This window comes from Alkalihalophilus lindianensis, assembly GCF_032843265.1.
GTDB lineage: Bacteria > Bacillota > Bacilli > Bacillales > Bacillaceae_D > Alkalihalophilus > Alkalihalophilus lindianensis.
The window spans coordinates 46,679-59,379 of record NZ_JAWJBA010000012.1 but is presented as its reverse complement, the minus strand read 5'-3'; the positions used below and the strand labels follow the sequence as shown (position 1 = coordinate 59,379).

Here is a 12,701-nt window from a genome sequence, read left to right as displayed (position 1 = left end):
ACACGGTCGTTAAGCTCTTTTGCGCCGATGGTAGTTGGGGGCTTCCCCCTGTGAGAGTAGGACGTTGCCAGGCACCTAAAACCATTCCGATAAGGAATGGTTTTTTTGTGTGTAAAAAACTAATTCCGGTTAAGCGATACGTCTAGATAGGCTTTACTGCTAATAATATATTTAAAGGCCGATAAAAAAGATTACTTGACTCAGATAGAGGGAATAGAGAAAGAATTACATATTCTATGTAGACATTAAAGAGTCGTTGGCTATACTAGCAACTATACGACTCAAATAGTTGCACTTTTAAAAAAGACGGATTATAATATTTTTAAAGTCAAAGATAGTCAAAGTCAAAACAAGGAGAGGGGAGGCGTCAATGCTTGAGGAATATATCCGATATCATCGAGAATTATCTCAAATCAACTTTAATGAAAAGTAAGGATGATTTGTTAGAGATTAAACGAAGTGAGCTAGCTAAACAGTTTGAATGTGTTCCGTCGCAGATCAATTATGTTATAAGCACTCGTTTTACAATTGAAAAAGGTTATGTAGTTGAAAGTAAACGAGGAGGCGGAGGATATATTCGAATTATTAAGGTGAAGCCTCACGACGATCTAGCTCTCTTTGAACAAGTAATAAAAATGATAGGTGAAAAAATTGATCAACAAACAGCAGAAAATGTTATTTTGAGGCTACTTGAAGAAGGTGCTATTTCTAAACGAGAAGCTAATCTAATGGCAAGTGCAGTTGATCGAACATTGTTTCAAACCACGATTTCACACCGAGACGAAATAAGAGCAAACCTTTTAAAGGCAATGCTCGAAACATTAACTTATAAACAAGACCGTTAATAGAAATGAAAAAGTGAAAGAGGTGTTTATGCGATGAAATGCCAAGAATGTGGTGAACGAGAGGCAACATTGCATTTTACAAAAATCGTTAACGGAAAAAAAACTGAATTTCATATATGTGAACAGTGTGCCCGTGAAAAAGGTGAACATATTCCTGGATCAAACAGCTTTTCCATCCATCAATTATTATCAGGTCTTCTCCATCTTGAACAACCGTTAAAGACAGGGCAGGAGGCTTCTAATAGTCGGAAAGAGTTAGTTTGCAATAATTGCGGGATGAAATATGAACAATTTACTAGGGCAGGCCGGTTTGGTTGTGCCACATGCTATGAAAGTTTTGAAACCAAATTAGACCCTATTTTGAAGCGTGTCCATAGTGGGAATTACACACATTCTGGCAAAATACCAGTGCGTGTGGGGGGAGGCATTCAACTTCAAAGAGAAATTGATTCATTAAAGGATCAAATGAAACATTATATTGAACGAGAAGAATTTGAACAAGCTGCGGAAACAAGGGATCAAATTCGCGCTCTAGAACAACAAAAAAAGAACCAAGGAGAGGGGTGAGAAGATGTCACTCCAAAAGTTTATATCAGAAGCAATTAGTCCATGGATGAAAAAAGATGGTGTTGATTCGGATATTGTCTTAAGTAGCCGAATAAGATTAGCTAGAAACCTAAAAGAATATAAATTTCCACTCCTCTCTACGATGGAAGAGTCTAATGCGGTTGTAAAACAAATAAAAGAATCTTTATTAACAGATCAAAATGAAGAAGTAGGTTCATTAGAACTTATTTTAATGGACGATCTAAAAGTAAATGAAAAGAGAGTTTTAGTAGAGAAGCACCTGATAAGTCCGCATCTTGCAGAGCAGTCGAAGCACGGAGCTGTTATTTTAAGCGAAGATGAATCGGTAAGTTTGATGATTAATGAAGAAGACCATCTACGTATTCAATATCTTTTCCCTGGATTTCAACTTACAAAAGGGTTAGAAGCGACCAGTTCCCTTGATGATTGGATTGAACAAAGATTGACTTATGCATTTGATGAGAAGCGAGGATATTTAACAAGTTGTCCAACAAATGTTGGGACAGGATTAAGAGCCTCAGTAATGATGCACCTGCCTGCTCTAGCGATGACACGTCAATTAAATAAAATTTTACCAGCAATTAATCAATTAGGATTAGTTGTTAGAGGAATTTACGGGGAAGGTAGCGAAGCTTTAGGTAACCTATTTCAAGTTTCAAACCAACTAACTCTCGGAAAATCAGAACAAGATATTGTAGAAGACTTACGAGATGTCGTTATGCAATTGATTCAACAGGAACGTTCCGCACGGGAAGTGTTGATGCAAAGTTCTAAATTACAACTAGAAGATAGAGTATACCGTTCCTATGGTATCCTCTCTCATAGTCGGGTGATTGAATCAAAAGAAGCGACACAGCGTTTATCTGATGTTCGACTGGGTATCGATGTTGGACTGCTTGAGAATGTATCTGCAAATATTTTAAATGAGTTAATGATTCTAACTCAGCCAGGATTTTTGCAACAGTATGCAGGTGAGGTGTTATCACCGGATCTACGTGATGAACGGAGAGCAACATTGATCCGTGAGCGATTGAAGCTTGAAAACGAAACGAACGAATAAATGTGGAGGTGGAGCCAATGATGTTTGGACGTTTAACAGAACGAGCTCAGAAAGTATTAGCGTTAGCACAAGAGGAAGCAATTCGATTAGGTCACAATAATATTGGTACAGAACATGTGTTACTTGGACTGATTCGAGAAGGAGAGGGTATTGCTGCAAAAGCACTTCAAGCGCTTGGATTAGGATCGGAAAAGATTCAAAAAGAAGTTGAAACATTGATCGGAAAAGGGCAAGAGGGCTCAAAAACCATTCATTATACTCCTCGTGCAAAAAAGGTTATTGAACTTTCTATGGATGAGGCACGTAAGCTTGGACACTCGTATGTCGGCACTGAGCATATCCTATTAGGTTTAATTAGAGAAGGGGAAGGAGTTGCAGCAAGAGTACTGAACAACCTTGGTGTGAGCTTAAATAAAGCGCGTCAGCAAGTTCTACAGTTACTTGGAAGCAACGAAGTAGGTAGTTCATCTCAACAGGGTGGAAGTGCTACTCATGCCAATACCCCGACCCTTGATAGTTTAGCTCGTGACTTAACAGCTATCGCTCGTGAGGAATCACTTGATCCTGTTATTGGACGTAGTAAAGAAATTGAGCGTGTGATCCAAGTGTTGAGCCGTCGCACCAAGAATAACCCAGTTCTTATTGGTGAACCTGGTGTTGGTAAAACGGCGATTGCAGAAGGATTAGCACAAGCTATTGTTGCAAATGAAGTTCCAGAAACGCTGCGTAATAAACGCGTGATGACGCTTGATATGGGAACAGTGGTTGCAGGTACTAAATATCGTGGTGAGTTTGAAGATCGTTTGAAAAAGGTGATGGATGAAATTCGCCAGGCAGGTAATGTAATCTTATTCATTGACGAATTACACACATTAATTGGAGCCGGTGGAGCAGAAGGGGCAATTGATGCTTCTAATATCTTAAAGCCATCTCTTGCACGTGGTGAATTACAATGTATTGGTGCGACTACTCTTGATGAGTACCGTAAATATATTGAAAAGGATGCAGCGCTTGAGCGTCGTTTCCAACCAATCCGAGTAAATGAGCCGACATTAGAAGAGTCTGTTCTTATTTTAAAGGGATTGCGTGACCGTTATGAGGCGCATCATCGTGTAACGATAACAGATGAAGCAATTGAAGAGTCTGTTAAAATGTCAGATCGCTATATCTCAGATCGTTTCTTACCAGACAAGGCGATTGATCTAATTGATGAAGCTGCGTCGAAGGTAAGACTTCGTTCATATACAGCTCCTCCAAACTTAAAGGAGCTTGAAGGTCGCCTCGAAGAAACACGTAAGGAAAAAGATGCTGCAGTTCAAAGTCAAGAATTTGAAAAAGCTGCATCGCTACGTGACACAGAGCAACGTTTACGTGAAGAGCTTGAAGAAATGAAGAATGAATGGAAGAAAAAACAAGGTCAAGAAGATACTGAAGTTGTGGTTGAAGATATCGCTCAAGTTGTAGCAAGTTGGACTGGAATTCCGGTTTCCAAGCTGGCGGAGGAAGAAACGGATCGTTTACTTAAGATGGAAAGTATTCTTCATGAGCGTATTGTTGGGCAAGAAGAGGCGGTTGTATCAATCTCTAAAGCTGTTAGACGTGCTAGAGCGGGTCTAAAAGATCCTAAGCGTCCAATTGGTTCATTTATCTTCTTAGGACCAACTGGAGTAGGTAAAACAGAATTAGCTCGAGCTGTAGCGGAAACACTATTCGGAGATGAAGATGCTGTTATTCGTATTGATATGTCTGAGTACATGGAGAAGCATGCAACGAGTCGTCTCGTTGGTTCGCCTCCTGGATATGTTGGACATGAAGATGGTGGCCAATTAACAGAGAAAGTTCGCCGTAAGCCCTACTCTGTTATTCTGCTCGATGAGATTGAAAAAGCTCACCCTGAAGTCTTTAATATCTTATTACAAGTACTTGAAGATGGGCGTTTAACGGATTCTAAAGGACGCACAGTAGATTTCCGTAATACAGCTATCATTATGACTTCAAATGTCGGTGCGAGTACACTCAAGCGTAATAAGTACCTAGGCTTTACAACAGAGAGCGAAGGGCAAGAGTACAAGGATATGAAAGGGAAAGTTATGGAGGAGCTTAAACGTAGCTTCCGTCCTGAATTCCTTAACCGTATTGATGAGATCATTGTTTTCCATTCTCTTGAGAAAAAGCATGTACGCGAAATCATTACGTTAATGGCTGATCAATTAAAACAACGTCTGCAAGAGCAAGGAATTGAATTCGAATTAACAGAAGCTGCAAAAGATAAAATTACAGATCTGGGCTATGATCCTGAATATGGAGCTCGTCCATTACGTCGTGCCTTGCAAAAGCAAGTTGAAGATCGTTTATCTGAAGAGCTATTAAAAGGAACGATCTTTAAAGGACAAAAGGCAATCATCGATGTACGTGACGATGAGCTTATAGTTGAAACGCGTGAGAGCGCACAAGTATAAATAATCGACTACATTCGATCAAGAAAAGCCGAGGGACAGACATAATCCCTCGGCTTTTCACCATAGAGATAGTAATACCTCTCTTTACAACTTTTTTTCTATCTCTGGTACAATAAAGAGTAGAAGAATGAAGGAAGTAGGGATGGTAATTGGCGAAGAAGAAAACCAAATTTGTTTGTCAGGAATGTGGCTATGAATCGGCTAAATGGATGGGGAAATGTCCAGGGTGTCAAGGATGGAATACGATGGTTGAAGAGTTTGAACCGAGTGCTAAACAATCTAGCCGGAGTTATGTTACTTCTGGTGCTACCCAAGGGACAAAGCCACAAGCTATTACGTCTATAGTGAGTGAAACCGAACCTAGGGTCAATACAACCATGGTGGAGTTAAATCGGGTTCTTGGTGGAGGGATTGTACCAGGTTCACTTGTATTAGTAGGGGGCGACCCAGGGATTGGGAAGTCTACGTTGCTACTCCAGTTATCAGCTAAGCTAGCTGAAACAAATGAAAAAGTTCTCTATATATCAGGTGAAGAGTCCGTTAAGCAAACAAAATTACGTGCAGACCGACTCAATCTCGCTTCAGCTAATCTGTATGTATTGGCAGAAACCGATCTAAGCTTTATCGAACGAGCAATTGATGAAGTTGAGCCTGCATTAGTCATTATAGACTCGATTCAAACCGTTTATCAAGATGATATATCATCGGCACCTGGAAGTGTGGCTCAAGTAAGAGAATGTACAGCAGCATTCATGAAGATTGCTAAAACACGTGGAATCGCTATTTTTATAGTGGGTCATGTAACAAAGCAGGGTTCAATCGCTGGACCTAAACTTCTTGAACATATGGTAGATTCTGTTTTGTATTTTGAGGGCGAACGTCATCATACATATCGAATTCTACGAGCTGTAAAGAATCGATTTGGTTCAACCAATGAAATGGGTATATTTGAAATGAAGGAACTAGGGCTTGAAGAAGTATTAAACCCATCAGAAATCTTTCTTGAAGAGCGATCAAAAGGGGCGGCAGGATCAATTGTAGTGGCATCGATGGAAGGTACACGTCCTGTTCTTGTAGAACTACAGGCCCTCATCTCTCCAACCAGTTTCGGAAACCCTAGAAGAATGGCAACGGGAATAGACCATAACCGAGTCTCTCTTTTAATGGCAGTTCTAGAAAAACGCGTTGGATTGCTCTTACAGAATCAAGATGCTTATCTAAATGTAGCTGGTGGTGTCCGCTTAGATGAACCGGCAATTGATTTAGCGATTGCTTTAAGTATTGCGTCAAGCTTTCGTAATCAAGTGACAAGTCCCACAGATGTCGCTATTGGAGAAATTGGGCTAACAGGAGAAATTCGACGTGTGTCTAGAATAGACCAGCGGGTTAATGAAGCGGCTAAATTAGGATTTAAACGAGCAATCATACCTGAGAAGAACTTAGGGGGTTGGACTGTGCCAAAAGGGATTGAAGTCATAGGAGTACCAACTGTAGAGCGTGCGCTTGAGGTTGTGTTAGGGAGGTAAGGTGAATGGATGAGAGAAAAAAAGAGAGTTTTATTCAAAGTGTTCTAAAACTTGTGGCACCAGGTACCCCACTCCGAGCAGGTATAGATAATGTACTTCGAGCGAAAACAGGAGGATTAATCGTACTTGGCTACAATAATGAGATGATGAATATTGTAGACGGGGGATTTTTTATTAATTGTAATTTCTCGCCTGCTTATTTATATGAACTAGCTAAGATGGATGGTGCCATTATTTTGAGCGAGGATGGCCAACGTATTTTATACGCAAATACGCAGCTAGTACCAAATAACGGCATTGAATCGATTGAGACGGGAATTCGTCACCGTACGGCAGAGCGTGTTGCTAAGCAAACTGGCAACTTGGTCATCTCAATCTCGCAACGTCGAAATGTTATCACTCTTTATCAGGGAGAGCATCGCTATTCACTTAAAGATATTGGAGTGATCTTAACAAAGGCCAATCAAGCAATTCAAACGCTGGAAAAATATAAAGTCGTCTTAGATCAAGGCATCACCAATTTAGGGGCTCTTGAGTTTGAACAGTTAGTAACGTTTCATGAAGTAACTCAAGTCATTCATCGTGTTCAGATGGTGCTTAGAATTAAACGTGAAATTTTAAATTATGTGAATGAGCTTGGTGATGAGGGAAGGCTTATTACGATGCAGTTAAATGAATTGGTTTCAAATATCGAAAAAGAAGCCATTTATTTACTGAAAGATTATGTCAAAGACAAAAAACAAGATGAATTTGATACTCTGCGTGAGTTAACGAAGTCTCAAACAGAGGACTTATTAGATGAACATGAAATCGTAAAAGTGCTTGGTTATGGGAAGAACATTAATGTCCAAGAACAAGCTGTCTCACCTAGAGGGTATAGAATTCTTCATCGAATACCAAGACTCCCGCCACTTATTATAAATAATCTAATCGAGAAATATGGAAATTTATCTAGTATTATGTTTGCCAGCATTGAGGAACTTGATGAAGTAGAAGGGATTGGAGAAGCCAGAGCTAAAATGATTAAAGGTGGGCTTCAACGAATTCAAGAGCAGCTATTTGTGGACCGTCACATTTAAAGAGAAGAAGGTTGAAGCTTTCAGGACTTTTATGTATAATAATAAGTTTTCTGAATTGACAGAGAGTTTTTTGGTTTGATACGTTTGAAGTAGTAGGTGATCTTGGAATTTTATGTGAAATCAAGTTTGCTAGGTTTCAATTATGGAAACTTGTCTATAATAATTGAAGGAGGTGAAGCTGAATGCTGAAGTGGATTGTGCAATTGTTTTTTATTTTAATGGGGGGGACCCTTGGGTTTTTATTTGTTCCGGAACTGATTCAACTTATTAATTTTGGTGATATCCCAACGTGGTTAATGAGTCCCTATGCAGGTGCTGTTATCGGTGCTGGTGTTTTATTTGTTACAACATTTTGGTTAGCTGATTATATTGTAAACTTAATGAAATTAGTGGAAGAAGCCATTGTAAAAGCCCCCGTGACTGACGTTTTATTTGGATCAATGGGATTGATTATTGGACTAATTGTTGCGTATTTAATTGGTATTCCTCTCAATGTTATTCAAATTCCGGTCTTAAGTACAATCGTTCCTATCTTTGTTACCATCTTCTTAGGTTACTTTGGATTTCAAATCGGTTTTAAGAAACGTGATGAATTAATTAATCTATTCACCATGACGCGAAACTTAGGGAAGAAAAAAGAAGATGAAGAAGCTGAATTAAAACAAGGCAATCAGCTAAAGATTCTTGATACTAGTGTGATTATTGATGGTCGTATTGCAGATATTTGTAAAACGGGATTCCTAGAAGGGACATTAGTTATACCTGAGTTTGTCTTAGAGGAACTTCAACATATTGCGGATTCTTCAGATGTACTTAAGCGTAACCGAGGTCGTCGTGGATTAGACATCCTTAATAAAATTCAAAAAGAATTACCGATTAATGTAGAGATCTATGAAGGCGACTTTGAAGAAATTCAAGAAGTTGATAGTAAGCTTGTAAAACTGGCTAAAGTATCTTCTGGAATGGTAGTCACAAATGACTTTAATTTAAATAAAGTGTGTGAGCTACAAGGAGTGTCGGTCTTAAACATTAATGATTTAGCTAATGCAGTAAAGCCTGTTGTTCTTCCAGGCGAAGAGCTGAATGTACAGGTAATTAAAGACGGGAAAGAGCATCACCAAGGAGTTGCTTATCTAGATGATGGTACGATGATTGTCGTAGAAGGTGGACGCGATCATATCGGGAAAAATCTTGATGTTGTCGTAACCAGTGTTCTTCAGACAAGCGCTGGTCGAATGATATTCGCTAAACCAAAATTATTAGAAAAAGCTCTATAAGAAGTCATTTAAAAGCGCCTACCTCTATGTAATGAAGATGGAAGGTGCTTTTACTTTTTATCGTCCTATAAAACATATGAAGTGCGCGGACATTCTGCCAAATCATATGCGAAAACAAGCTGAATCATGATAAAATAAATTGCATTACATATAGAAGATAGGATGTCTTAAAAAAGGCATAGTTGAGGAGAAAATCAATGAACTATAGTGTGGTGATCCCTGCTGCAGGACAAGGTAAAAGGATGCAAGCAGGTAAGAACAAACAATTTATTCATTTGCGCAATGAGCCAATTATTGTGCATACCCTAAAAGCATTTGTTTCTGACCCATGGTGTGATCGAATCATTCTTGTTGTTAATAAAGAGGAGCGGAAAGAAATGGGTGAGCTATGTTCTTTCCTTAGCGATAAGAAACAAATTATGATTGTAAACGGGGGACTTGAGCGTCAACAAAGTGTGAAGTGTGGGATTGATGCTATAGATGGAGAGGGTATTGTACTTGTTCATGATGGAGCAAGGCCTTTTATTAATCAAGAGATCATTCACCTACTCGTAAACGATGCTGCTAAAAGCGGTGCTGCAACTGTTGCCGTCCCAGTGAAGGACACAGTTAAACGGGTGAAAGATTATAAAGTACTAGAGACAATGAAGCGTGAAGAGCTATGGTCTATTCAAACGCCACAAGCTTTTGATGTAGAGCTCTTAAAGGAAGCGCATGAAAAAGCAGAAGCGGAAAATAAACTTGGCACTGATGATGCCAGTTTAATTGAATGGCTTGGTAAGACCGTGTCAATCGTTCAGGGAGATTACACGAATATTAAGCTGACGACGCCAGAGGATTTACTCTTTGCAGAAGCGATCTTAACACAAAAGGAGAAGGTATAGGCATGATTCGAATAGGACAAGGCTATGATGTACATCGATTGGTTGAAGGTAGACCACTTATTATTGGCGGGATTACGATTCCTTATGAAAAAGGATTACTTGGACATTCTGATGCGGATGTTCTTCTTCATACGGTTGCAGATGCGGTACTTGGTGCGATCGCAGAAGGTGATATTGGAAAGCATTTTCCTGATACAGCTCCAGAATTTAAAGATGCGGATTCGGCCAAGTTATTAACTCATGTATGGAAGATTGTGAAGAAAAAGGGCTATCAATTAGGCAATATCGACTGCACAATTATTGCCGAAAAGCCAAAGATGGCTCCTCATATTAACGATATGAGGGAACGAATTGCAGAACTTTTAGAAGCTGAAGTAAGTCAAGTGAATGTAAAAGCTACGACAACGGAGAAACTCGGGTTTACTGGACGTGGTGAAGGAATCGCTTCATTAGCTACTGTTCTTTTAACAAAAACTTCTTGAAATGAAAAAAGAGTGACGCAGTAAATTAGGAACAATGCTACAATAAAAAGCATACTATTTTAGAAATGGAAGGTGCAATTAATGGGAAGTGAAGTGAGAGTTCGTTTTGCTCCAAGTCCGACGGGGCATTTACATATTGGTGGTGCCCGTTCGGCTTTATTTAATTATCTTTATGCAAAAAGCCAAGGTGGAAAATTTATTCTTCGTATTGAAGATACAGATCAAGCTCGTAACGTTGAAACAGCTAAGGATAAGCTATTAAATAGTTTAAAGTGGCTAGGAATTGAATGGGATGAGAGTATTGATGTTGGTGGGGATTATGGCCCGTACAGCTGTATGGAGCGTATTGACCTTTACAAAGAATACATTCAACAATTACTAGACAAAGGTAAGGCATACTACTGTTACATGACGGAAAGCGAACTTGAAGCAGAGCGCGAGGCTCAGTCAGCTCGAGGTGAGTTACCAAAGTACAGTGGCCGTGACCGTAACTTAACAGAAGAAGAGCGAAAAGCCTATGAGGAAAAAGGGCTTAAGCCAGTCGTGCGTTTCCGTGTACCTGAAGGAAAAGAAATCGTGATTGATGACGCCGTTCGTGGTCAAGTAACATTTGAATCTGATGGAATTGGTGACTTTGTTATTGCAAGAAAAGATGGAGTACCAATGTATAACTTTGCGGTGACAGTTGATGATCACTTAATGAAAATCTCTCATGTTATTCGCGGGGAGGAGCATCTTTCAAATACGCCACGCCAAGTGATGCTTTATCAAGCATTTGGGTGGGATGTTCCTCGTTTTGCTCATGCATCTTTAATTTTAAATCCGGATCGTCAAAAGATGAGTAAACGTGATGAGTCTATTATTCAGTTTGTTGAGCAATATAGAGAGCTTGGTTATATGCCAGAAGCAATTGTGAATTTCTTGGCTCTACTTGGTTGGTCACCAGTCGGAGAAGAAGAGATTTTCTCTATGCAAGAGCTTGGTGAGCAATTCTCGCTTGAGAGAGTGTCAAAAGCACCAGCTGTATTTGATACTGAGAAGCTTTCTTGGATGAATAACCAGTATATGAAAAAAGCGGAGCTTAATGAAGTAGTTGACTTAGCACTTCCGCATCTTAAAAAAGCAGAAAGACTTCCAGAGGACATGAACGAAGAGCGTCTTCAATGGGCTAAGCGTTTAATTGGCTTATACCAAGAACAACTTCAATATGGGGCAGAAATTGTTGAGTTAACGGAGTTGTTCTTTAAGACGGAAATTGATTATAATGAAGAAGCGCAAGAAGTACTTGATGAAGAACAAGTACCTGATGTGCTTAACCAATTTTTGAGTGAGCTAAAGCAATTAGAAACATTTGAAGCTGCCGACATAAAGAGCGCAATTAAAGCAACTCAAAAAGCAACAGGTCAAAAAGGTAAAAAGTTATTTATGCCAATTCGTGTTGCGACAACGGGGCAAACACATGGTCGAGATCTTCCGGACTCCATTGAACTGCTTGGTAAGGCTGTAGTAACTGCACGTCTAGAAAGCTTATTATAAATTCATATTGTTAATCGTGTTGAGAGGGAAAAGTAAGAAGTGCATTGCTTTTTAGAGAGAACCACCATTGGCTGCAAGTGGTTTAAGCAAGTTCTTCTGAAAATGCACCCTTGAGCCTTTTTTTGAACTGCATTGCACAGTAGAAAAAAGCGAGTGGCGTCGTTAATGGCTATAGAGATAGTGAAGGGAACACTCTTCACTTAAACAGAGTGGAACCGCGCCTAGCGCCTCTGTGCATATCCTGCACAGAGGCGCTTTTTAGTGGTTTAAAATATAGTTTCAAAGGGGGAGGAGAAGCGATGAGAAAGATCATACGTACGCTAATGAACGATGTCGATGTTGTATTTAGTCAAGACCCTGCTGCAAGAAGTCGCCTAGAGGTTATTTTCACCTATTCAGGTGTTCATGCTATATGGTCTCATCGTTTGGCACATTGGATGTGGAAAAAGAAGTTATATTTTTTAGCGAGGCTCCAATCACAAATTAGTCGCTTTTTCACTGGCATTGAAATTCATCCTGGTGCCATTATTGGTCAACGCTTATTTATTGATCATGGAACGGGTGTGGTCATAGGAGAGACGTGTGAGATCGGTGACAATGTTACGATTTATCAAGGCGTAACATTAGGAGGAACAGGGAAAGAAAAAGGAAAGCGACATCCGACGGTTGCAGACGGAGTGTTAATTGCCTCAGGAGCAAAAGTATTAGGATCATTTTTAATTGGAGAAAATGCTCGTATAGGGGCAGGATCAGTTGTATTAAAGCCGGTACCACCAAATTCTACAGTAGTAGGGATTCCAGGTAAGATTGTTATTCAAGATGGAGTGAAAGTGTCAGATGATCTTGATCACCATCTCTTACCTGACCCAATTGCTGATAAATTAAAAGAGTTAGAAGATGAAATCAAAGAGCTTCGCAAAGAATTAGCTCACCAGAAAAGATAAAAAAGAATTTAATCAGGTTTA

General features: G+C 39.6%; 11 protein-coding genes, 1 rRNA gene and 1 other annotated feature. All 12 genes read left to right on the top strand.

The annotated features are described in order from the left end of the window. A 5S ribosomal RNA gene (gene rrf, locus RYX56_RS26250) occupies nucleotides 1-73 on the top strand; the annotation flags it as partial. Nucleotides 74-374: 301 nt separating this feature from the next. Beyond that, on the top strand, nucleotides 375-845 hold the full coding sequence (locus tag RYX56_RS20405) for a CtsR family transcriptional regulator (protein ID WP_317123845.1): 471 nt from the start codon (nucleotides 375-377) through the stop codon (nucleotides 843-845). A 33-nt stretch (nucleotides 846-878) separates the two neighbouring features. Beyond that, the gene (gene mcsA / locus RYX56_RS20400; RefSeq protein ID WP_317123844.1) at nucleotides 879-1,412 is read left to right on the top strand and encodes a protein-arginine kinase activator protein McsA; all 534 of its coding nucleotides are present in this window, start codon (nucleotides 879-881) and stop codon (nucleotides 1,410-1,412) included. 4 nt (nucleotides 1,413-1,416) lie between these two features. Continuing rightward, nucleotides 1,417-2,493 (top strand): protein-arginine kinase McsB, encoded by a 1,077-nt coding sequence (gene mcsB / locus RYX56_RS20395; RefSeq protein ID WP_317123843.1) that lies wholly within the window; start codon nucleotides 1,417-1,419, stop codon nucleotides 2,491-2,493. Between the two features lie 17 nt (nucleotides 2,494-2,510). Then, nucleotides 2,511-4,952 (top strand): ATP-dependent protease ATP-binding subunit ClpC, encoded by a 2,442-nt coding sequence (gene clpC / locus RYX56_RS20390; protein ID WP_317123842.1) that lies wholly within the window; start codon nucleotides 2,511-2,513, stop codon nucleotides 4,950-4,952. 149 nt (nucleotides 4,953-5,101) lie between these two features. After that, the gene (gene radA / locus RYX56_RS20385; RefSeq protein ID WP_317123841.1) at nucleotides 5,102-6,478 is read left to right on the top strand and encodes a DNA repair protein RadA; all 1,377 of its coding nucleotides are present in this window, start codon (nucleotides 5,102-5,104) and stop codon (nucleotides 6,476-6,478) included. A 5-nt stretch (nucleotides 6,479-6,483) separates the two neighbouring features. Beyond that, on the top strand, nucleotides 6,484-7,557 hold the full coding sequence (disA, locus tag RYX56_RS20380) for a DNA integrity scanning diadenylate cyclase DisA (protein WP_317123840.1): 1,074 nt from the start codon (nucleotides 6,484-6,486) through the stop codon (nucleotides 7,555-7,557). Nucleotides 7,558-7,739: 182 nt separating this feature from the next. Next, entirely contained in the window at nucleotides 7,740-8,834 is a 1,095-nt protein-coding gene (locus RYX56_RS20375; protein ID WP_317123839.1) for a PIN/TRAM domain-containing protein, read from the top strand. 197 nt (nucleotides 8,835-9,031) lie between these two features. Next, a complete protein-coding gene (gene ispD / locus RYX56_RS20370) occupies nucleotides 9,032-9,718 on the top strand; it encodes a 2-C-methyl-D-erythritol 4-phosphate cytidylyltransferase (protein WP_317123838.1) in 687 nt (228 codons plus the stop codon). A gap of 2 nt (nucleotides 9,719-9,720) precedes the next feature. Then, nucleotides 9,721-10,200: a 2-C-methyl-D-erythritol 2,4-cyclodiphosphate synthase gene (gene ispF, locus RYX56_RS20365; protein ID WP_317123837.1), complete on the top strand. Its 480-nt coding sequence runs from the start codon at nucleotides 9,721-9,723 to the stop codon at nucleotides 10,198-10,200. A gap of 81 nt (nucleotides 10,201-10,281) precedes the next feature. Next, entirely contained in the window at nucleotides 10,282-11,736 is a 1,455-nt protein-coding gene (gltX, locus tag RYX56_RS20360) for a glutamate--tRNA ligase (RefSeq protein ID WP_317123836.1), read from the top strand. 10 nt (nucleotides 11,737-11,746) lie between these two features. Beyond that, nucleotides 11,747-11,971, top strand: a binding site (T-box leader). Nucleotides 11,972-12,035: 64 nt separating this feature from the next. After that, on the top strand, nucleotides 12,036-12,680 hold the full coding sequence (gene cysE / locus RYX56_RS20355; RefSeq protein ID WP_317123835.1) for a serine O-acetyltransferase: 645 nt from the start codon (nucleotides 12,036-12,038) through the stop codon (nucleotides 12,678-12,680). The last annotated feature ends 21 nt before the right edge of the window (nucleotides 12,681-12,701 follow it).

Excerpts from the sequence above, each read along its gene's own strand:
- mcsA (WP_317123844.1), top strand. The coding sequence starts at position 879 with ATGAAATGCCAAGAATGTGGTGAACGAGAGGCAACATTGCATTTTACA.
- mcsB (WP_317123843.1), top strand. The coding sequence starts at position 1,417 with ATGTCACTCCAAAAGTTTATATCAGAAGCAATTAGTCCATGGATGAAA.
- clpC (WP_317123842.1), top strand. The coding sequence starts at position 2,511 with ATGATGTTTGGACGTTTAACAGAACGAGCTCAGAAAGTATTAGCGTTA.
- disA (WP_317123840.1), top strand. The coding sequence starts at position 6,484 with ATGGATGAGAGAAAAAAAGAGAGTTTTATTCAAAGTGTTCTAAAACTT.
- RYX56_RS20375 (WP_317123839.1), top strand. The coding sequence starts at position 7,740 with ATGCTGAAGTGGATTGTGCAATTGTTTTTTATTTTAATGGGGGGGACC.
- ispD (WP_317123838.1), top strand. The coding sequence starts at position 9,032 with ATGAACTATAGTGTGGTGATCCCTGCTGCAGGACAAGGTAAAAGGATG.
- ispF (WP_317123837.1), top strand. The coding sequence starts at position 9,721 with ATGATTCGAATAGGACAAGGCTATGATGTACATCGATTGGTTGAAGGT.
- gltX (WP_317123836.1), top strand. The coding sequence starts at position 10,282 with ATGGGAAGTGAAGTGAGAGTTCGTTTTGCTCCAAGTCCGACGGGGCAT.
- cysE (WP_317123835.1), top strand. The coding sequence starts at position 12,036 with ATGAGAAAGATCATACGTACGCTAATGAACGATGTCGATGTTGTATTT.